This is a genomic window from Chitinophaga sp., from assembly GCF_019236475.1.
Taxonomy (GTDB): domain Bacteria; phylum Bacteroidota; class Bacteroidia; order Chitinophagales; family Chitinophagaceae; genus Chitinophaga.
In genome coordinates this window covers 220897-242767 of the sequence record NZ_JAFAIX010000003.1, presented here as the reverse complement: position 1 = coordinate 242767, position 21871 = coordinate 220897, and the positions used below count along the sequence as shown (strand labels likewise).

Annotated in this window: 22 protein-coding genes and 1 riboswitch; of the genes, 20 read left to right on the top strand and 2 right to left on the bottom strand. The window is 45.4% G+C overall.

The window, feature by feature from the left end; genetic code table 11:
- Window positions 1-9 precede the first annotated feature (9 nt).
- The 6 genes from JO154_RS03190 to JO154_RS03165 all read left to right on the top strand — a co-directional run bounded on the left by JO154_RS03190 (window position 10) and on the right by JO154_RS03165 (window position 7076).
- Window positions 10-885: a DUF4843 domain-containing protein gene (locus JO154_RS03190; RefSeq protein ID WP_291941775.1), complete on the top strand. Its 876-nt coding sequence runs from the start codon at window positions 10-12 to the stop codon at window positions 883-885.
- A gap of 22 nt (window positions 886-907) precedes the next feature.
- Entirely contained in the window at window positions 908-2497 is a 1590-nt protein-coding gene (locus JO154_RS03185; protein WP_291941773.1) for a PKD-like family lipoprotein, read from the top strand.
- 214 nt (window positions 2498-2711) lie between these two features.
- Window positions 2712-2904, top strand: a riboswitch (cobalamin riboswitch).
- Between the two features lie 158 nt (window positions 2905-3062).
- Entirely contained in the window at window positions 3063-5381 is a 2319-nt protein-coding gene (gene metE / locus JO154_RS03180) for a 5-methyltetrahydropteroyltriglutamate--homocysteine S-methyltransferase (protein ID WP_291941772.1), read from the top strand.
- 207 nt (window positions 5382-5588) lie between these two features.
- Entirely contained in the window at window positions 5589-5975 is a 387-nt protein-coding gene (locus JO154_RS03175) for an acyl-CoA thioesterase (RefSeq protein WP_291941770.1), read from the top strand.
- A gap of 114 nt (window positions 5976-6089) precedes the next feature.
- Window positions 6090-6389, top strand: a complete 300-nt coding sequence (locus tag JO154_RS03170; protein ID WP_291941769.1) for a GNAT family N-acetyltransferase — start codon at window positions 6090-6092, stop codon at window positions 6387-6389.
- A gap of 105 nt (window positions 6390-6494) precedes the next feature.
- A complete protein-coding gene (locus JO154_RS03165; protein ID WP_291941768.1) occupies window positions 6495-7076 on the top strand; it encodes an alkylphosphonate utilization protein in 582 nt (193 codons plus the stop codon).
- A gap of 39 nt (window positions 7077-7115) precedes the next feature.
- On the opposite strand, the gene JO154_RS03160 is transcribed toward JO154_RS03165, so the two are convergent.
- The gene (locus tag JO154_RS03160; protein ID WP_291941767.1) at window positions 7116-8507 is read right to left on the bottom strand and encodes an MFS transporter; all 1392 of its coding nucleotides are present in this window, start codon (window positions 8505-8507) and stop codon (window positions 7116-7118) included.
- A 93-nt stretch (window positions 8508-8600) separates the two neighbouring features.
- Between JO154_RS03160 and JO154_RS03155 the strand changes: the two genes are divergently transcribed.
- Both JO154_RS03155 and JO154_RS03150 read left to right on the top strand, forming a co-directional pair.
- Entirely contained in the window at window positions 8601-8969 is a 369-nt protein-coding gene (locus tag JO154_RS03155; RefSeq protein WP_291941766.1) for a helix-turn-helix domain-containing protein, read from the top strand.
- 52 nt (window positions 8970-9021) lie between these two features.
- Window positions 9022-9684: an NAD-dependent epimerase/dehydratase family protein gene (locus tag JO154_RS03150; protein WP_291941765.1), complete on the top strand. Its 663-nt coding sequence runs from the start codon at window positions 9022-9024 to the stop codon at window positions 9682-9684.
- 94 nt (window positions 9685-9778) lie between these two features.
- Here JO154_RS03150 and budA read toward each other — a convergent pair whose 3' ends face one another.
- Window positions 9779-10561, bottom strand: coding sequence for an acetolactate decarboxylase (gene budA / locus JO154_RS03145; RefSeq protein WP_291941764.1), 783 nt, complete (start codon window positions 10559-10561; stop codon window positions 9779-9781).
- Window positions 10562-10663: 102 nt separating this feature from the next.
- On the opposite strand from budA, the gene JO154_RS03140 reads away from it, so the two are divergent.
- The 12 genes from JO154_RS03140 to JO154_RS03085 all read left to right on the top strand — a co-directional run bounded on the left by JO154_RS03140 (window position 10664) and on the right by JO154_RS03085 (window position 21871).
- Window positions 10664-11155 (top strand): GNAT family N-acetyltransferase, encoded by a 492-nt coding sequence (locus JO154_RS03140; protein ID WP_291941763.1) that lies wholly within the window; start codon window positions 10664-10666, stop codon window positions 11153-11155.
- A gap of 10 nt (window positions 11156-11165) precedes the next feature.
- Window positions 11166-11636 carry a MarR family transcriptional regulator gene (locus JO154_RS03135; RefSeq protein ID WP_291941761.1) on the top strand — a complete coding sequence of 157 codons (471 nt, stop codon included), beginning with the start codon at window positions 11166-11168 and terminating at the stop codon, window positions 11634-11636.
- 226 nt (window positions 11637-11862) lie between these two features.
- The gene (locus tag JO154_RS03130) at window positions 11863-12261 is read left to right on the top strand and encodes a hypothetical protein (RefSeq protein ID WP_291941759.1); all 399 of its coding nucleotides are present in this window, start codon (window positions 11863-11865) and stop codon (window positions 12259-12261) included.
- Window positions 12262-12410: 149 nt separating this feature from the next.
- Window positions 12411-13700, top strand: a complete 1290-nt coding sequence (locus JO154_RS03125; RefSeq protein WP_291941758.1) for an efflux RND transporter permease subunit — start codon at window positions 12411-12413, stop codon at window positions 13698-13700.
- A gap of 2 nt (window positions 13701-13702) precedes the next feature.
- A complete protein-coding gene (locus tag JO154_RS03120; RefSeq protein WP_291941756.1) occupies window positions 13703-15637 on the top strand; it encodes an efflux RND transporter permease subunit in 1935 nt (644 codons plus the stop codon).
- Window positions 15621-16874, top strand: coding sequence for a TolC family protein (locus JO154_RS03115; RefSeq protein ID WP_291941754.1), 1254 nt, complete (start codon window positions 15621-15623; stop codon window positions 16872-16874). Before JO154_RS03120 ends, JO154_RS03115 begins: the two co-directional genes overlap by 17 nt.
- Window positions 16852-18048: an efflux RND transporter periplasmic adaptor subunit gene (locus JO154_RS03110; protein WP_291941752.1), complete on the top strand. Its 1197-nt coding sequence runs from the start codon at window positions 16852-16854 to the stop codon at window positions 18046-18048. Before JO154_RS03115 ends, JO154_RS03110 begins: the two co-directional genes overlap by 23 nt.
- Before the next feature lie 2 nt (window positions 18049-18050).
- Window positions 18051-19244 (top strand): efflux RND transporter periplasmic adaptor subunit, encoded by a 1194-nt coding sequence (locus JO154_RS03105; protein WP_291941750.1) that lies wholly within the window; start codon window positions 18051-18053, stop codon window positions 19242-19244.
- A gap of 13 nt (window positions 19245-19257) precedes the next feature.
- The gene (locus JO154_RS03100; protein ID WP_291941748.1) at window positions 19258-19809 is read left to right on the top strand and encodes a DUF3347 domain-containing protein; all 552 of its coding nucleotides are present in this window, start codon (window positions 19258-19260) and stop codon (window positions 19807-19809) included.
- A 25-nt stretch (window positions 19810-19834) separates the two neighbouring features.
- Window positions 19835-20401, top strand: a complete 567-nt coding sequence (locus tag JO154_RS03095; protein ID WP_291941747.1) for a DUF3347 domain-containing protein — start codon at window positions 19835-19837, stop codon at window positions 20399-20401.
- A gap of 62 nt (window positions 20402-20463) precedes the next feature.
- Window positions 20464-20910, top strand: coding sequence for a heme-binding domain-containing protein (locus tag JO154_RS03090; RefSeq protein WP_291941745.1), 447 nt, complete (start codon window positions 20464-20466; stop codon window positions 20908-20910).
- 172 nt (window positions 20911-21082) lie between these two features.
- Window positions 21083-21871 (top strand): sulfite exporter TauE/SafE family protein, encoded by a 789-nt coding sequence (locus tag JO154_RS03085; RefSeq protein ID WP_291941744.1) that lies wholly within the window; start codon window positions 21083-21085, stop codon window positions 21869-21871.

The following is a 21871-nucleotide window of genomic DNA, read 5'->3' as shown; positions in this document are numbered from 1 at the left end:
ACAATGAAGATGATGTACAGAAAATTAAGCGCTGTAGCTATATTATTCCTGCTCTTCGTTGTAGCAGGTTGCCGTAAAGAGCAGTTGGCGCGGTTTACCGCCCAAGATGCAGTTTATTTCAGTCAATCTAGTCGCGATAGTGTGGCGGTATATTATCCGTTAGCAGATGGTACCTATGATACCCACTGGACATTATATAACGCCGATACCACTCGTAGATTAGACACCATTGTAAATGTGATTGGGGGTGCGCCGGAAGCAACTAAGGAAGTGGTGTTGTCTGTGCGCGTATTGTTGCAAGGGAATGTTGCCAATCGCGATAGAAAATTCAAATTGGTGATTGACCAGCAAACCTCCACTATTCCTATGGATGCGGTGACCATGAAGGAAGAAGATTGTGTGTTAAAAGCGGGTCGTTCAGTGGCATTCGTGCCTGTAAAAATTAAAAGACTGCCGGTGATGGCTAGCAAGCCATTGTATCTAACAGTGAAGTTGGAATCGGCGGGAGATAATTTGTCTGTCGATTATGGCAGCAGAATGGTAAGTAGAAATAAAAAAGACATCCTGGTACGCACTTTTGGTATATACGATAATGTGCCTAAACCAATGTGGTGGACGGGATTAGGAGATTCTTATCTCGGTAAATTCTCCCGTACCAAGTACAAATTTATCCAGGATTATTTTGGCGTTACCAGCGATTACTTGCAGGCGCAACCTTCCAGTCCGTATATGATCATTGCCTGGGGACAGCGACTTTATTGTGTATTCAACGCATTGTCTGCCGCCGGAAAAACAGTGATGGATTATGATGATGTTACCGGCGCCGCGTCTCCTATGACCTCCGGTAATTCTTCCAAGAACAGTTGTATAGAGGATTTGCCATAGTGAATAATCAAAACTATTAAACATGTTATCAACCAGGAATATAAATATAAAAACCACTGCCCTTGGATTATTGGCTGGAGCTATGTTTGCCGGCTGCTATCGGGATTTGGGCAATTATGATTATAAAGATGTCAACCAGATTAAGGTAGACAGTCTACAAGGAGTTAAAGATGTTTATCAGTATGATACCTTGCACGTAACGCCTTATTTCAGCGCTACGCAGGATACTACTGTATTGCAGCAGCAGTACCGGTATACCTGCGAATGGTATGCTGCTACGCCATCGTCCACCGTTTTCCGTTTGGATACTACCAGGGTTCTTAATACAAGGATTAACTTGGCAGTAGGTACCTATAAACTGATATTCCGTATGAAGGATAAGGTGAGTGGGAATATTTATACTTTCAGTCAAGGAGGATTGAACGTAGTATCCGGTACTTATGAAGGGTGGCTGGTATTCAGTGATGTGAATGGCGCTGCCAGACTGGATATGGTCAATTTCCTGACCAACAACCCCCCAGCGGTGACGAAAGATATCCTTGCGGCCTCTCCTGATCTGCCGAAAAAATTGACAGGTCCGAAAGATGTAGCCTACATGTATTCTTCTACCAATGGTAATACCGTTCCGCCGCCAGGACACGGTACTACCACTGCGGCCGATAAAGAATGGATTTACATCTGTACAGATCAAGGTGCCTGGAAGCTTCGTAATGACGACATGACCACGAAATGGCAATGGAATACCGCACATGAATTTGTTACCAAGGACTCTGCTTCCTTCCATCCTGATTTTGTAGGATCTGGAGGCTCCGGCATTCACCCATCCTACATTTATCTATATGATGGACAGGGCAACGTTTATGAACGTTTAAACTACATGTACTATGGTAATCCGGTGAATATTGTTAGTGGGGAGAGCAAGCGATTCAAAGCAGCGCCTTTTATAGGTCGACAATTCAAGATGACTGTCAATGGAGCATTGGTGCTTTTTGATACAGAGAAACGCAGATTTCTCCGTTATTCGCCCAATGCAGGCCAGTGTGTGGCGCCAGCTACAGATCCGGTTTATATGCCTTATTTCAATTACAATAATGTAAACATGGATTTGGTATGGATGCGTTCAACACCATTTAACACCCTGACATATGCGGTACTGAAAGCAGCGGATAATTCCAGATGGCTGGCCGTCTTCGATATCAGTACTACCAATGTGCAGGATAAATTTGTCAAACTTACCGGAACAGATATTGACAAGGCCACTCATTTTGCAATTGATAAAAACAGTGGTACGCTGTTCTATGCAGTTGGTAGTCGGGTCTACGCTACCAGTAAGGATTACCCGGATCAAACTTATATGGTACTGGATGCAGGACAGGAGGAAGTAACGCTGTTAGAACAACATGTATTCTGGGCATCTAAATACATGGATGTATCGCCTACAAACAGGGGTAATTACCTGATGGTAGGTACTTATAGTGCGGCAAATGGTAACGGCACACTGACGGGTTACTATCCGGCAGATTTTGTGAACAGCCATGCTACCTTAACTAAGACAGAGCGCTTTACAGGATTCGGAAAGATCAAAGCTATTTCATATCGGGAGCGATTTTAAAACCAACGTTTCGATTTTCAAAACCAACCATTCATACTTAAGAGCGCAACGGCCCTGCCTTTTGGCGGGGCTTTCTTTTTAGAATAATATACTATATATGGCCTGTATTTGTGAATATTTTCCTTTTGAATGATGAATTTTAACTAATTGTTCTTTTTATTTGTTTATTTGGAGATGAATATTCTATATTTGTGTCATAATCTTCTTTGATTTACTTTTTGAAAATAGCGATGGTTGCTGCCGTATGATGGCAGCATTAAAAGGGAACGGTGTGAAAATCGCCGGCTGTCCCGCAACTGTAAGCAGTTACCTGAATTTCATCCCATAGAGGTTCATTGTCTGAAAGGACGAGAAGGACGGATGGAATACTGCAAGCCAGGAGACCTGCCATAGCTGAATGTTGACAATTACTTTCGTGGACTGAAGTGGGTCAGCTTTCTGGTATAGTTACAAATACTGACGTACGCAGTGTGTCTGTAATTATCCATTCCCGCCAGGCTACGGAGGTGTTGGAGTAAATGAAAGATGAGCAATCATCTTAATTGACTTTAAAACCGGAAGTACCATGATTACACACAACCTGGGCTACCCGCGGATCGGCGCCCATCGTGAATTGAAAAAAGCCAATGAATCCTACTGGGCAGGTAAAATTTCCGCGCAGGAATTGGAACAAACGGCTAAGAACATTCGTCTGAACAACTGGTACCTGCAAAAGGATGCTGGCATCGATATCATCCCCTGTAACGATTTTACTTTTTACGATCATGTGTTGGATACCTGCCTGATGACAGGCACTATTCCTGCGCGTTATCATGAGTTGTTAGTAGATAAACAGTTGTCACAACTGGATCTACAGTTCGCCATGGCCCGTGGTTACCAAAAAGAGGGCTTGGATGTTACCGCGATGGAAATGACCAAATGGTTTGATACCAACTACCATTACATTGTACCAGAATTCTCTGCCAATCAGCAATTTTCCCTCTTCTCAGAGAAAGTGATTTCTCAGTATCATGAAGCTAAAAGGGCCGGCTTTGAAGCCAAACCTGTGTTACTGGGACCTGTGTCCTTCCTGTTGCTCGGTAAGGAGAAGGAGAAAGGATTCCATCGCTTGCAATTACTCCCTAAATTATTGCCAGTTTACTTGGAAGTATTACGTAAACTGGATGAGCTGAATGCGCATCATATCCAGTTGGATGAGCCGTGTCTTTCGCTTAACCTGAGCGAGTTGGATAGACACGCGATTACTACCGCATATACCACTTTCCAGAAAGCGTTCCCACATCTGCATTTTATCCTGGCATCTTATTTTGAATGCTATGGAGAAAACCTGCAAACCGTATTGCAATTACCCATACAAACGTTACACTTAGATCTGGTGCGTTGCCCGGCTCAATTGGATGATATCTTGGAAACAAATATCCGTCATACAAAACTGCGTTTATCCCTTGGCGTTGTAGACGGTCGGAATATCTGGAAAAACGATTATGATCAATCCCTTGCCCTGATTCATAAGGCCCAGGAAGCCATTGGCAGCGAACGTTTGCTGATAGCGCCTTCTTGCTCTCTGTTGCATGTGCCTTGTGATCTGGATCTGGAAACAGATGAAAAAAATCTGCCGACTGCTATCAAGTCATGGATGGCTTTTGCAAAGCAGAAATTGGATGAGGTGAAGACGCTGGCCGAACTGGCAGGCAATGACCCTTCTGTGAATGCCTTACAGGCATTGAAAGACAACCAGGTTGCTATGGCGGATCGCCGTACCTCTTCGCTGATTCATCGGCCGGCAGTGGCTGCGCGTACAGCGGCTGTTACAGATGAAGATGCACAACGAACGAGTGCCTTCCTGCAAAGAAAGCAATTGCAGCAGGAGGTGTTACACTTACCATTATTCCCTACAACTACCATTGGCTCTTTCCCACAAACGGCTACAGTTCGTTCTTGGCGTACCAAATGGAAGAAAGGAGAACTCACTGCTGCGGAATACGATGCGCTGATTAAAGAGGAAACAGCGGCCTCCATTCGGTGGCAGGAATCCATTGGTATGGATGTGTTGGTACATGGCGAGTTTGAGCGGAACGACATGGTAGAATATTTCGGCGAGCAACTGGAAGGGTTTGTATTCACCCAATATGGCTGGGTGCAGAGTTATGGGAGCCGCTGTGTGAAACCGCCGATCATTGTTGGCGACGTAGCCCGTAAAGCGCCGATGACGGTATATTATACTCAGTATGCCCAATCCCTCACAGATAAGCCAGTAAAAGGGATGTTAACAGGTCCTGTAACGATTCTCCAATGGAGCTTTGTGCGCAATGACCAGCCAAGGGCTACTACTTGTTTGCAAATTGCACTCGCCATTCGTGATGAAGTGCGCGATTTGGAAGATGCGGGTATCCGTGTCATTCAGATTGATGAGCCTGCGTTGCGAGAAGGATTGCCATTGCGCCATGAGAACTGGGACAACTACTTGCAGAGTGCGGTCAAAGCCTTTAGGGTAGCCTCTTCTGGCGTAGAAGATAAAACTCAGATTCATACGCACATGTGTTATGCAGAGTTTAATGATATCTTCGAAAGCATTGCAGCATTGGATGCGGATGTGATCACGATAGAAACGAGTCGCTCTCAATCTGAGTTGCTGGAAGGTTTCGCCAACTTCAAATACCCGAATGATATTGGACCAGGTGTCTATGATATTCACTCCCCGCGTATTCCTTCGGAGGAAGAAATGGTGCGCCTCATGGAACAGGCCATGGCAGTGATTCCTGCAGAGCAGCTTTGGGTGAATCCGGACTGCGGACTGAAAACAAGAGATTGGCCAGAAACCAAAGCGGCTGTAGCTGCGATGGTGGCTGCTGCTAAAACCTTACGGAGTAAGATTCCTGCTTGATATATGCGGATGATAACTCAACACCTTCGGTGTTGAGTTGTTTTTTTTGTTTAAGTTCCGCCCATTCGGGCGGAACTTAAACATTCGGTAGAAGTGGTCCTCTCTGGAAGTTTTCCTGTTCGGGCGGAACTTAAACATTCGGTAGAAGTAGCCCGAGACGCCTGACGGGCAGAACTTAAACATTTCACAGCTATAAAAACATAATGAATGATGACGATAGAAGAACGCATACAGGCCTCGGAGACACATATCTTCAAAGCAATATTTCCTGACAGTACTAATCACTATGATACGATGTTTGGTGGCACGGCCATGTATCTCATGGATGAAGTAGCCTTCATTACTGCTACGCGATTTACCCGTAAGAAAGTAGTGACCGTGTCTTCCGACAGAATTGATTTTACTAAACCTATTCCTGCTGGAACCATTGTAGAGTTAATAGGGAAAGTATCGAAAGTAGGCAACACTAGTATGAAAGTAAGTGTGGAAATTTATATCGAAGAGATGTATTCCGACTACAGAGCATTGGCTATTTCCGGTACGTTTACATTTGTAGCGATTGATGATAACAAGCGTCCTGTTAACGTACTATAGCAATTCAGTAGAAATGATATTGATCCCGGCGCCCTGGCGTCGGGATTTATCTTTTTCTTAACAACAACCATTCGCGCCTGTGTGTTATTTTTATAGGGAACAAATAACACCATTATGGAAAGTGAAGAATATAAGGTGTTCAATAATACGAAATTGCAGCAGTTGGAGGTACAGGGTAGCGAAGAGAAAGCGACCCTGAGTTATCGCTTTTATAAGAATAACATCGCCTTCATGCATACTACTGTTCCCGCTTCCATGAATGGCCAGGGTGTAGGGACTATGTTGGCGCGCGCGGCGTTTGACTATGCCAAATCCTTGCACAAGCCTGTTATGGTGTATTGTCCTTTTGTAGCCAGCTTCCTCCAAAAGCATCCGGAGTTCAGATCTCAACTGGATAAAACTTATCATGCCTGATGGATGTCATCTCTCGAAATTAACTTCCTAATCCACTACTGTTGTGGCAAATCCATGCATGCCATAAAAAAAGCTTATCTTTGCGGCCATTTTATTTGAATCAATATGAAACTGGAAGCAATTTTACAGCAACGCAGCAATAATACCTGCGAACTTTGTGCTGCGGATGCAGGGCTGAAAATCTATGAAGTACTGCCGGAAACGGGCGCTACAGAGGAGTACAGCATTCTCATTTGTGATACCTGTCGCAGTCAGATTGAGAAAAAAGCAGAACTGAATGCTGCACACTGGAATTGTTTGACTACTTCTATGTGGAGTGAAGTACCGGGCGTACAGGTGGTTTCCTGGCGTATGCTCAACCGCCTGCGTGATCAAAGCTGGGCTGCTGAACAACTGGAAATGATGTACCTGGATGATGAAAGACTCGCATGGGCGAAAGCCTCCGGCGATCATGAAAATGATGCCAGCGTAGATCTGCACCGCGATTGTAACGGACAAGTACTGCAACACGGAGATACGGTAGTGCTCACCAAATCACTAGATGTAAAAGGCTCTACCCTCAACGCCAAACTGGGTACTGTGGTGAAAAATATCCGCCTGGTAGAAGATAATACAGAACAAATCGAAGGAAAGATTGAAGGTCAGACCATCGTCATTCTCACAAAATATCTGCGCAAGCAAAACTAATAGGAGAGCGGTTATCTACTTTAGATAACCGCTTTTTTTTTATTCTTCTGGGAGCCAATATAGCAGCACAGACACCATCAGCAGAAAGATAATATTCACCCAAGTAGCCGTCTGATATGCGCTCAAATAGGCCATGGTGGTATGTTGTTCATGTAGTGACCAGAAAAATATTCCTCCTGTGATCCCAACTCCCAAGGCCACCGCTGTTTGTTGAAAGGTAGAATAAGTACCGGAAGCAGCGCCCGCATAGGCTGCTGGAATACTCTTCAGGGATAGCGTTAGCAGACCAGGCAATACAGACCCACATCCCATTCCATACACAAATAGTAGCAGATACAGGGAAACCCCAGGTTGCATGTCTGCATTAAAAAGCAGGCGATGGCCTATCAATCCGAAGGTCATTATCAATGCCCCCACTTGTAATACCTTTTTACCGAAACGCTTGACCAGCTTGATAGATAGGAGAGACGCCACTACATAACCCACTCCCTGGTACACAAATAGCATCCCGGTGAGTCCTGAGCTATAGCCTAAACCAGTTTGCAGCATTACCGTATTTACCAGGAAATAGGAATCCTGCACCATGAAATAAAAAATCACGACACCCAAGGCAATATTGAAATCCCGGAATTTAAATAGCTGTAAGTTGATCAGTGGTTGCTGTTGTCTTAATCCTTTTTTATACTGATCGTAAATAAATATTCCCAGTAGCAGGAAAGCTGTCAGCAACATGGTAATTGCCCAAAGTGGCCAGCCCAGCTCTCGGCCGCGGATGAGTGGGTACACCAGGCAGACTAATGTAGCCGTCAGTAATAACACGCCGGAAGTATCAAAACGGGATTGTTGTTGGCGATTAGTATCGGTGAGACACCGTACCGCGAGTATTGCTGCTGGTACACCTATCGGCAGATTGATGAGAAAAATCCATCTCCAGCCATCCATCAAAAAGTGGAGCTCAGGGATCATACCGCCGAGGAATTGTCCAACAACGGAGGCGCTGCCCGCAATGGTACCATAGATACCCAATGCCTTGATACGTTCCTCATGGATAGGGAAGAGCACATGGATATAAGCAATACTCTGGGGAATCATCACCGCCGCGCTGATACCCTGAAAGAAGCGGGCAATATTCAATTGTTGGGCCGATTGTGCCATGCCACACAAACAGGAAGTCAATGTAAATGCCAGTATACCGCCAACGAATACACGTTTTTTACCGAAGTAGTCGCCCATTCTGCCGGCGGTAATCAGAAATGCCGCATAGCCCAGTAAATAAGTGGCAATCACCAGTTGTATATCTCCTTCAGTGCTGTGTAGTCCCGCCTGGATAGAGGGGAGCGCCACATTCACAATAAAAAGATCAATGACAGAGAGGAATACCGCAGTAGAAACAATTAGTAATGCAAACCATTTGGAAGAAATCCTGACCATAAATCATCGTTTAAATCTATTCGTTAACTTTAGGAGGTCAAAGGTGATGGCCATCGGTCATACTATCAAGTAGTTTACTGCATAATACTGAGTATGGAAAAAGATACTATTGATGAGCAACAAGGGTTTAGCGAAGCAGCCGAATTGCAGTTGCTGGAAGAAAATAACATTGCATTGACAAAAGCCATGCGTATTATTGGCGGGAAATGGAAGTTGCTGTTGTTGAACAGTATTCGGAGAGATTGCCCCGCGCGTTTCGGAGAGTTGCGCAAGAAGATGCAGGATATTACACATGCCACCCTTACCGCACAGTTGAAAGAGTTGGAAAGGGATGGTATCATTGAGCGCAAGGCATATGCAGAAGTGCCGCCCCGCGTGGAATATAAACTTACCCCATTGGGCATTACGTTGGTACCAGTGATAACGGCCCTCTGTGCATGGGGAGAAGCGTATCCCGATTAAGGGCTGGCTGTCTCCCTACAATAAAACCCCGGATCAATCGTCATCTTGTCTTATGAAAATAAAAGTTATCATAACAGGCGCCACCGGTATGGTGGGAGAGGGCGTAATGCTCACCTGCCTGGAACACCCTATGGTAGAGCAGGTACTGATCGTTAATCGCAGGCATTACGACTTGCAACATCCCAAATTGAAGCAGGTAATCGTTCCTGATTTCTTTCACCTGGAAAGCATTGCATCGGACCTGCAAGGATATGATGCTTGTTTTTTCTGTGCAGGCATTAGTTCTGTAGGGATGAATGAAGCCAATTATACGCATGCCACCTACGATACTACCTTAGCTTTTGCAGATCAGTTGGCATATATTAATCCGAATATGACTTTTGTATATGTTTCCGGGGCGCAAACCGATGCTACGGGCAAAAGTAGGATGATGTGGGCCCGTGTCAAAGGACGAACCGAAAATGCCCTTTTGGAAAGGCCTTTTAAAAGGGTCTATAACTTTAGACCGGGATTTATGAAAGCTGTTCCGGGGCAAAAGAATATCAAAAGTTATTATTCCTTGATTGGGTGGATGTATCCCTTTATGAAAAGATTTACGCCAGGAATGGTGTCTACCTTGCAACAGGTGGGTACTGCGATGATTAACAGTGTGCTGTTAGGCTATCCGAAAACTACGTTGGAAGTAAAGGATATTAATCAATTAGCGGAAGGATAAAATAAGTAGCCCCGCGCCTAGGCGCGGGGCTACAATGTTTTACCAGCCAAGTTTCAGCATATAAGTACCGTCTAGGTAGGTAGTGAAATTTTTATCAATGTTTACTTCCTTTCTCTACCGCTTTGATATCTTCCGCACGATTTTGATGGAAGTCAAACTGCTGGAATGCAGGAGTATCAGGTACTACCACCGTATAGGATTGCAAGGTTTGCCAGGAGATGGTGACTTCCGCGATGGAGAGATCTACAATATGTCCTCCCTTTTGTTGATCGGTAGAGAGGAAGTGGAAATGATAACCTGCGATATTGGTGTTGTCCATATAGGTGGGAAGCCGGTAGCCTATTAGATCGCCGGTAATATCTTCCATTTGAAAGAAGTGCTGTAATGGCAGCATACTGGCTAGCGTGGGATAAGGGTGGTTTTCTACAGGAGGGAAAGCCCTTGTTTTAATCTGACGGAATTTACCACTTATATGAATGGCGTAGAGATTGTTTTGCTGGGGGAGAAGGCTGTCCAGCAGTTGGAATAGTTCCGCTTTGGAGAGGGTACGATTGATTTTTACGGAAGACACGGGCCGGAAGAAATTGACCATGGCAAATGAAGCCTGGTGGCTATCCGGTAACCGCACCGTTTTCCCGGAGGCGGTGGTCTGGTAGGCCTTTCCTTTGAAAACTAATAGTTCTCCATCTATTTTGTCTGGGGCACCCAGACCGAAATCTCCTTTTTTGAGTAACTGGCCCACTGGATAAAAACCATCAAAAAGGCCGCCCATCAGGCCGGAAGCGACGCCTGCAGTGAAAAGCTGGTTCGGCTCCTTTTGCTGAGCAGGGGCGTTGAGGTAGATAAAGATAAAAAGCAATAGTAGCCTGATTTTCATGGGGAGATTTATTTTGGACAGCAAAGATAAAATTCCTGCTGAGAAATTTATTTTTGTATTTATGTAGTTAACTACGTAGTTTTATACATAAATTGTTTAGTTATGATACCTGAAATAAAAATTGCGCCGGTACATGATGACGCGTCCCCTGCGGTCATCAACCTGATAATACCTATTCAAACCATAGAATTCAATGTGAATGTGACCTTGGAAGATCAGCCAGACCTAGTAGCGATCAATAGTAACTATCATGCTGGTGGGGGCGGATTCTGGGGCGTATTTGCAGATGAGGAGCTGGTAGGAACAATTGCCCTGATCAACACAGGGCATAAGGCGGGGGCTATCCGTAAGATGTTCGTAAAGAAGGAGTTCAGAGGAGGGGAGTTACGGCTGGCACAGCGACTGCTCGATCACCTGATTGGCTATTGTCGGGAGATAGGCATTGAAGATTTGTACCTCGGAACAGTGGAACAGTTGAAGGCGGCCCATCGATTTTATGAGCGCAATGGCTTTCAAAAGATGGAAATGTCCGATCTTCCGCCATATTTTCCCAGAATGAATGCAGATAGTATTTTCTATCATCTGCATATTTAAAGGATAAATTATGAGTAATGTAATAGATGCTTCGGGTATCTTGGCAATTTCTACTCGGCTGCAACGCTTGGCGGATCAGTTGCGGAAGGATGGTCAGTTGATATATAAGGCGCATGGGATTGAATTTGAGCCGAAGTGGTTCCCGGTGATCTATACCCTCCAACAGAAAGGGCAGCTCAGTGTAATGGAGATAGCGGTGGAGATAGGCTATACCCATCCGTCTACCATCAGTTTATTGAAGGAGCTGGAAAAAGAAAAGCTTATCCGCTCTAAAAAAGATAAGCAGGATGAGCGGAAACGATTGCTATCGCTGACAGAGAAGGGAGAGGAGCTGATACAGCAAATGAAGCCGGTATGGAAAAGAATGCAACAAGCCCTTACTTCCTTGTTACATACAGAGAATAACTTGATGGCGGCCATCCATGAAGTAGAGCAGCAAATGGAGCAAAAAGGATTTTTTGAGCGGGAAAGGGGCCTGTAGGCTGTACAGAAAGTAAACAGAATTACTCATGATATTTGATCAGCGAATAACAACCTGTTTCATAGGCAAATAAGAGACGATTCATAAAGGTTGTTATACAGATGATATAAAAACTCCTCGGTGTTCTCACTGGGGAGTTTTTCGTATAGGTCTTCCCGATAAAAATGTAAATCTTTCCCAAAATTATGTAACATTTTTTCTGAGGGTCGCGCTTACTTTTGCCCCAATGAAGAAAATTTTCGCACTGATACTAGCGGTTCTCTGCCTGGGAACATCCACTGGCGCTACTGTTCGCATACATTACTGCGGCGGTAAACTGGCGGATGTACAATTATGGCCGAGCGAAACCAATAAGTGCGGAAAATGTACACCAGCCATACAGAAAAGCTGCAAGAAGAAATGCTGTCGCGATGAACATAAAACCGTAAAGCTAGAAAAGGATCAGCAACTGAATGATAACAACATTCACCTGGTACAACTTCCTGCGCTGGCGGTGCCGTTCCAATATGCGAGTCTGCCACCAGTGCAGGCAATTCATCCTGCAAGGGAGTATCCGGCAACACATGCGCCGCCTTATGATAGTAAGATATCTCCCTATATTCTGCATTGTACTTTTCGTATATGATTCCCCGTTATTAACGGCGTACAACTGATTACCCTTTCCGCTACGTACGCACGTGTCTCCCTAAATCATTACAAGATTTTTTCAGTAACTAATCCCGTTCTCCGGGCATGTGATGCATTGGCATGACTTGCTTCCGGTAAAGCATTCATATGGTACACCGCATTATTGAATGGTCGTTAAAAAACCGGTTTATTGTACTGGTGATGGCGGCAGCCCTATTTGTATGGGGTATTTTCGCCATAAAGAAGAATCCGATAGACGCTATCCCTGATCTCTCTGAAAATCAGGTGATCGTATTTACGGAATGGATGGGGCGTGGCCCCCAACTGATCGAAGATCAGATTACTTATCCGCTGGTAACCAACCTGCAGGGACTTCCACAAATCAAGTATGTCCGCGGCTCCTCCATGTTCGGTATGAGCTTCATTTATGTCATCTTCAAAGATGATGTGGATGTATACTGGGCGCGTGAACGCGTACTAGAACGTTTGAGTACTGTATCCCGTTCCCTGCCAACCGGCGTTACACCTCAGCTCGGCCCCGATGGTACCGGCGTAGGACATATACTTTGGTATACGCTGGATGCACCCAAAATGGATCTGGGCGAGCAACGCGCACTGCAAGACTGGTACGTGAAATTCGCCCTCCAGAATGTAGAAGGCGTGAGTGAAATCGCCTCTTTCGGCGGATTTCAAAAACAATATCAGATCACAGTAGACCCGAATAAACTCCTTTATTACCGCCTCTCTGCCGCAGATGTGATTAATGCGGTGCGCACCAATAACAACGAATCTGGTGGCCGCAAATTTGAAATCAGCGATATCGGCTATATCATTAAAACGGCTGGTTATTTGAAATCGGTAGCCGAGATCGAAAATATACCGGTTAAAACGCAGAACTCTATTCCTATTCGGGTGGCGGATGTTGCCGCTGTACAGATGACGGGCGAAACTCGCCTCGGTATTTTCGACCAGGATGGAGAAGGCGAACGTGTAGGCGGTATCGTAGTGATGCGCTACGGTCAAAATGCCGATGCAGTCATTGAAAAGGTGAAACAGAAAATGAAGGAAGTGGCGAAAGGATTTCCGGAAGGCGTCAAATTCGATATTGTATACGACAGAGGCGATTTGATACGCGAATCCGTTGATTCCATCAAACACACGCTCCTAGAAGAAATGATAGTAGTGTCTATCGTCGTGATTATTTTTCTCTTCCACTGGCGGAGTGCCCTCAGCATAATCATTCAAATCCCTGTAACACTGGCCGCCAGCTTTCTGCTGTTAAATGCCTTCGGTATTTCTTCCAATATCATGTCGCTCACAGGGATTGCTTTGGCTATTGGGGTGATTGTAGACAATGGTATTATCATGAGTGAAAATGCCTACAAACACCTGTCAGAAAGGTATGCGCAATGGCAGGATCAACAAAAAAGTAAGTAATTATGAATTGGTTCAGAAAAATATTTCGCAAATCGCCCGATTGGATCAGTGAGGAAGAAAGACTGAAAATTATTGAACAGTCCAGCAAGCAGGTGTCCAGAGGCGTTTTCTTCGCAACGATTATTATCATTACTTCCTTTCTTCCGGTATTTATGTTAACCGGACAGGAAGGGAAATTATTTCACCCACTCGCCTATACGAAAACATTCATCATGATCGTAGATGCGCTCCTAGTGATCACCCTGGCGCCTGTATTGATATCTTTCTTCATGAAAGGTAAGTTTCGCCCGGATAATCATAACCCGGTAAACCGGGTACTGGAGCGTATATACGAACCCGTTATCAGAACGGTTTTGAAATGGCGGAAAACCACCATCGCTATAAATGTGATTGCGCTGGTCATCACGATCCCGCTATTACGCAGTCTGGGTAGTGAATTCATGCCGCCATTGGACGAACAGAGCATTCTGTTTATGCCAGTCACATTGCCGGATGTATCCAATGCGGAGGCCAAGCGCATCTTGCAGGTACAGGATCGTATTATTAAATCGGTGCCAGAAGTAGACAAAGTATTGGGGAAAGCGGGTCGCGCTAGCACTGCTACAGATAATTCCCCTATCAGCATGATTGAAACCATTATTATGCTGAAGCCTAAAACCCAGTGGCGTAAAGGGAAAACCAAGAAAGATATCATCAATGAACTAGATGCCAAGTTACAGATTCCAGGGGTGGTAAATGGTTGGACACAACCCATTATCAATCGTATTAACATGTTGGCCACTGGTATTCGTACAGACGTTGGCGTGAAAGTATACGGACAAAACCTCGATACCATTGCGGTTGTTTCAGAGCGTGTGCGAAAAGAACTGGAAGGTACGCCGGGTATCATGGACTTATACGTAGAACCAGTGACAGGTGGGAAATACCTCAGTATTAATGTGAGAAGAGGCGATTTAGCGAGATATGGTCTCACCGTAGATGATGTTAATCAGACCGTGGAGACTGCGCTGGGAGGGGCTCCTGTGGGCAATACCATTGAAGGACGTCAGCGTTTTTCTATTAGTGTGCGACTGGCACAGGAATACCGCAACAGTGTGGAACATATCCGTCGAATCCCGTTGATGTCGCCGGGAGCGGGAGAAGTACCACTATCCGCCGTAGCGGATGTACAGTTTGAAGACGGCCCTCCGATGATTACCTCGGATAACGCGATGCTGCGCGGAGCTGTACTGTTCAATGTCCGTGGTCGTGATTTGGGAAGTACAGTGCAGGATGCCATCGCTAAGATGAGTAAGGCCAAAGGCATACTGCCAGCGGGTTATTACCTGGAATGGAGCGGACAATATGAAAACCTCATCCGCGGACAACACACCTTGATGTGGATTGCGCCTATAGTGCTAGTGATAATTTTCTTCTCCCTTTACTTCGCATTTAAATCTGTCAGGGAAGCATTCCTGAGTTTGATTACGGTACCGTTTGCATTGATTGGTGGGGCTTACATGATTTATTTCTGGGGCGTCAATCTCTCTGTGGCAGTAGCCGTGGGCTTTATAGCACTATTTGGGATTGCTGTGGAAACGGGGATTGTGATGGTCATCTATCTCAATGATGCCATGCACCAACTGGTGAAATTAAAAGGCAATTCGTCGGAAACCATTACCAGAGATGACCTGCGAGAATATGTTATCTATGGCGCCGCGAAACGATTGCGTCCTAAGTTGATGACAGTATGTGTATCCCTCTTTGGACTGGTGCCGGTATTATGGGCCAGGGGAGTAGGTACAGATGTTATGAAACCAATTGTGTTGCCTATGATTGGCGGGGTATTGACTTCTTCTACGCATATCCTGTTGGTAACGCCTTTGATTTTCCTCATGACAAAAGAATTTGAATTACGCAAGCATGGTAAACTGGAAATTCATGAAGTACATCACTAAACATATATTTTGGTTGTTCCTCCTCGGAGCCGCGCCAGCATGGGCGCAACAGGCTCCGGTACTACGACTGGATACTGTCTTGCAGCGAGTAGACAGAAACAACGTATTACTACAATCCTACCAACTGAAAGCGGAAAGCTATCGTTATAACGCAGATGCTGCCACCTCCTGGATGGCGCCCATGGTGGGAGTGGGAACATTTATGACGCCTTATCCTGGTCAGAAAGTAATGGACGAAAGAGATAAAGGAAGTTTGATGTTACAATTGGAACAGGATATTCCTAATCCCGCCAAGCTACATGCCAAGAAGCAATACATCGCTTCCCAAGGAAACGTAGAACGCGCTACGAGAGAGGTAACACTCAACGAACTACGTTACCAGGCGAAACGCCTTTACTATGGCTGGTTAGTGGCCAAACAACGTATATCCGTGCTGCAGGAAAATGAAAAGATCATGCAGACGATGAAGAAAATCGAAGAGGTGCGTTTTCCTTATAATCAATCACAGTTGAGTGGCGTATTTCGTGCAGCAGCAAAGATTGAAGACAACCGCAATATGATTCGTATGCAGGAAGGCACGATTGCGAAGTCTAGATCCTGGCTAAATAGTTTGATGAATGTGCCCGGCAATCAACAGTTTGAGATCGATACCACTTTGCAACCAGCTTTCGTACAGGCGTCAACGTATGATACGGCAGTATTATCTACCGTAAGAGGGGATGTGTTGAAAATGAATGAGAGCATACGTTCCATGCAATTTAATATTGAGAGTATGAAAACGGAGAAGAAACCGGATTTCCGTTTGCGATTTGATCATATGTCGCCATTAGGGGAGATGATGCCCAAAGCTTTTAGTGTGATGGGAATGGTGAGTATACCAATTGTGCCGTGGTCTTCCCGCATGTATAAGTCTGGTATAAAGGCGATGCAGTATGAAATCCAGGCGATGGAAAAAGAGAAATCCGCCATGTTGCAGGAAACGCAAGGGATGCTGTACGGCATGCAGTATGAAATACAATCGATGCAGCAAAGAATCACTGCCATGGAAGAGAAAGTTATTCCAGCATTAAAACAAACGCTGGACGCCAATTTCCTGAATTACCAGGAAAACAAATTAGCACTTAGTGCAGTGATTGATGCCTGGGAGGCGCTCACTATGATGCAGGCCAATGTGCTGGATGAAAAACAGAAACTCTATGAAATGATAGTAGACTATGACAAACAATTATATCGCTAATATATTCCTGCTGGCTGCTTTCAGCGCATGTACTACACCGGAGGCGCAACATGCTACTGCGCATAAAGAAGCGCCGGTAGACAGCAGTACCGCAGCATTGGCAAAGCCTGTAAATGCGCAGGTAGTAGCTACTATTCCGGTGATCAAAGCGCAAACGGGTACTCGGATTGTAACGGCTACCGTCAATGGGGTGATTAATTATGATACCCGTAACCAGATCAGTATTGCTAGTAGGGTAGGAGGAAGAGTAGAGCGACTGCTAATAAAATACAATTATCAGCCAGTTAGAAAGGGGCAGTTGATGATGGAGATATATGCGCCCGATCTGGCAGCAGCACAGCGAGAGCTACTGCTGGTGGCCCGTCAGCATCCGGAGTTACTCGCTGCTGCGAAGGAAAGATTGCAACTAATGGGTATGGCGTCTTCCCAAATCACGCAAGTATTGGCCACTGGCAATATTTTATATCGTGTACCGGTATATGCTAACGGCAACGGCTATATTTTGGAGAAAACAGCGGCAGCAGCCACGACCGCTTCGGTGGCCGCTCCAGCAACGGCTAGCGGTGGAGATGGCATGTCTAGTATGGGAGGGGGATCAGCTCCAACCACGCTGAAAACCAGCGCATCGCCAGCGACCACACCTGTTATGCTGCGAGAAGGACAGTATGTGAGTGCCGGACAATCCTTGTTTACCATCTATACGGCGGAAGACCTGGTAGCTGAATTCTCCTTTCCGCCAACATTGGCTACCACGGTGAAAGTGGGCCAACAGTTGCTGTTTCATCCTGCGGGAGATCAAAATAATATGCATACTGTAAAGATAGGTTTGATCGAACCAGTGTTCCGCAATGGCCAGAATTTCACGGTAGTAAGAGTGTATCTCCAAGGGCATGAACAACGACCTGGCATGTTGATGACGGCTAATATACCAGTAGTCTACACATCGGGCTGGTGGCTACCGAAAGCCGCAGTCTGGCGTTTGGGAAATGAATCGATCGTCTTCAAAAAAGAGAAAGGCGTGTATGTGCCGGTAGTCGTCAAAACCGGCGCACAAGCAGATGACCAAATACAGGTGAATACCAACATCAGTGATTGGGAAATCGCTGCCAATGCGGCTTATCTCGTGGATAGTGAAAGTTTTATTAAAACAGTCAGCACTGATAAACAGCAGTAATTATGGAAAGGAAAAAATTTTTGAAAGTCGTTGCACTCGCTGGGCTGATGCCTACCATCCTGCTGACAGCCTGCAAAGATAGTAATAAGGGGCAGACGGGAGTTGCGAAACAAACGTATACCTGCCCGATGCATCCGCAAGTGGTGCAGGATAAACCCGGTACCTGTCCCATCTGTGCGATGGACCTGGTGCCATTCGACAAGAACAGCAAAGATGCTTCGCTCACACTTGGAGAAAGCCAGATGACCCTGGCCAATATTACCACCATGATAGCAGGGGCGAGTGATTTATCCAGCTATCGCCAATTGAATGGGCGACTGGTTACAGATCCTGAAGAAACGGCGGTTATTTCTAGTAGAGTAGCCGGAAGGGTAGAAGCATTGTACGTGAAGGAAACAGGGGTGAAGGTGAATAAAGGACAGCCGTTGTATAAAATATATTCAGAACAACTGGCGGCATTGCAACAGGAATATTTGCTGGCAGTAGCGCAGGTAAAGCAGTTTCCGGATGATGCGCGTTTTCGTCAGATAGAAAAGGCTGCCAGAGGCAAACTGCAATTGTATGACCAGTCAGACGCCCAGATCAATCAGTTGGTACAACAGCAACGAGTGAATCCATATGTCACCTATCCTGCTACCGTGAATGGCGTGGTGGCCGAGCTCTCTGTGACAGAGGGCCAGTACGTATTGGAAGGTGGAGTGGTGATGCGCGTGGAATCTTATCAGCAGTTATGGGTAGAAGCGGATGTGTATCCCAATGAGGCTGCCAGCGTGAAACCGGGACAACAAGTGAAAGTAATGATAGCAGGGCGGGAGCAACCGCATACTATGACCATACAGTTCATCAATCCTGTATTGCAAAGTGGTAGTCAATTGATGCAGATACGCGGGACTGTCAATAACCCGGAAAATGAATGGCAGCCGGGATTACAGGCGGTGATATTCTTGCCGATGCAAAGTAAAGATGCCGTACTCAGTTTACCTACAGATGCCGTAATACGAGATGGTAAAGGCGCGCATATATGGATAGAAACTGCCAAAGGGAAGTTTGTGCCGCGCAAAGTGGTGACAGGTATGGAGAGTTTTGACAAGGTAGAAATTGTAAGTGGATTAACATCTGGAGAGAAAGTAGTGATCACTGGTGCTTACCTGCTGTATTCCGAATTCGTATTGAAAAAAGGGAATAACCCTGTTTGATAAAATCTTTTGTATGATGAACAGATTTTCAATTATCGCCGTGATAGTAGTAGCCATGTTGGCTTTCGCTTGTAAAAACAAGGCGGTGCCGCAGGAGGTGGCAACAGATAAAAAGCAGGATACTATAACTGCCATCGTTACCAATGAAATAATACTGCGCGATGATCGGTTGAATGCGATCTATCCGCAGTATGTAAAACTGACCACCGCATTAGTGGACAATGATGCAGCGACCGCCAGAATAGCCGCCAATGCTATTGGAGAAGGAGCTGCAAGATTACAGCTAAACAGTAAGATAAAGCAGGAAGCGGATAAGATAGTTGCTACCGCAGACATCGCGCTGCAGCGGACAGCCTTCGCCGCACTGAGCAACGAGTTGATTGTACTCATTGAAAAGTCCGGCGTACAGGCGGGAGCGTTATACGTAGATTTCTGTCCTATGGCCATGGAGGATAAAGGTGCATCTTGGATCAGTGGTGTCAAGGATATTCGCAATCCTTATTTCGGGGAGCAGATGCTGACATGCGGAGGCATTAAAAGCACTTTCGCAGCCAACAATAATTAGTCATTCATTCATAAAAAACCAGTAAATGAAACGCTTATTCCTTTGTACGATGGCCCTTGCTGCCATTACCTTTTATGCCTGCAACAATACATCCAGTGAAGCAGGTGCCAGTGCCAATACACACGAAGCGCAGCATGCAGCCGCAGATACCAAGCCAGCCACGCCTATTAAAGCAATCGTAGATCATTACCTACATATTAAAAATGGCTTATTTGCAGATAATTCCGCAGAAGCCGCCAATGGCGGTAAGGCCATGGCAGAAGCCCTCAGCGCAGTGGATAAATCAGGATTGACGCCAGCACAACAGCAGGTATTTACTGACAACTTCGAAGACTTGAAAGAAAATGCGGAGCATATTGGTAAGAATGAGGGGAATATCGAACATCAGCGGGAACACTTTGCTGCCATGAGTGAGGATATCTATGCGCTGGTGAAATCTATGGGAGCGGGCCGTACGCTGTATCACGATTACTGTCCGATGTACAATAACAACAAAGGCGCATTATGGCTGAGTGAAGAAAAAGAGGTGAAAAACCCTTACATGGGCGCTAGCATGCCAGGTTGTGGTACGGAGAAAGAAGAACTGAAATAATTATCTACAGCAGGCCGAAACCAATCGGCCTGCTGTATTGTTTATCAGTAAAATTTAATCCTGTGAAAAAAATCAAAATTATTCTCCTGGTATTATTGGTAGCATTAGTAGTAATCCAGTTTATACGGCCTGCGCCTAATGAGAGCAATCAGGTGTATACGAAGGATTTTATGCATACCTACCAGGTACCCCAAGAGATCAGTACTATTTTGAAGCAGGCATGTTATGACTGTCACAGTAACAATACCAGGTATCCTTGGTATGATAAGATACAGCCCGTGGCTTGGTATCTAGACCATCACATCAGGGAAGCTAAGAAAGATTTAAACTTTGACGAGTTTGGGACTTATCCGGCAAAACGGCAGGAACGTAAACTGGCCAGGATCCAGTCGATGGTTCATATGAAGAAGATGCCGTTGCCTTCTTACACCTGGTTGCATCCAGATGCCAGATTGACTACTGCGCAGCGGGATACGATTGCTAATTGGATCGATACGATTACACCATGAAATTCTTATATGTGATAATTACAGATATTATTCCTCCTTCACGGATGTGTTGTCATAATTAGTCTTTTCTGGAGCTCGTTTCGGGAGTAATACTTGCCCCTTTTTTCTTATGTAACAAATGTAGCCGACCAGGAGATTTCCAATACGGAGCTTTGCAGTAAAATTATTGCAAATGTTAATACTGGGCTATATAGCGGCGATGTTGATTGGGATTTCCTTGGGACTGATCGGAGGGGGAGGATCTATTCTTACCGTGCCTGTGCTGGTGTATATCTTCCATCTGGAACCAGCGAATGCCACTACTTATTCTCTCTTCATAGTAGGCTTTACCAGTCTGATTGGCGCTATGGGTTATCTAAAACGTAAACAGATCAATATACCGGTCGCCCTCCTCTATGCCTCTTCTTCTATCCTTACGGTATTAGCCACCAGGCGCTTACTGCTGCCTTTGATCCCGGAACATATTTTCAGCTTGGGTGAAGTGAATATCACCAAATCCATGCTGACCATGATATTATTTGCTTTCTTGATGGTACTGGCATCTGTTTCCATGATCCGAAACGGCAGTGCCGCAGAACAGGCTGGAAATGGGGCAAAAATGGCTTATTCCCGCATAATTGGATATGGAGTGGTCATTGGGTTTATCACCGGTTTATTGGGCGCTGGAGGTGGTTTTCTAATTATCCCTGCATTGATTATGCTCATGAAGATGCCGATGAAAGAGGCAGTAGGTACTTCACTACTCATCATTGCATTGAACTCGTTGCTGGGTTTTGCGGGCGATATCGCTTTTGTACATATCGAATGGACGTTCCTGTTAGGTATCAGCATGGTGGCTGCTATAGGGATTCTGCTGGGAGCCAGGATGAGCAAGCGCATAGAAGGCGCCCGATTGAAAAAGGGTTTCGGTTGGTTTGTGCTGATGATGGGCATTTACATTTTCGCTGCTGAATTGTTGTAA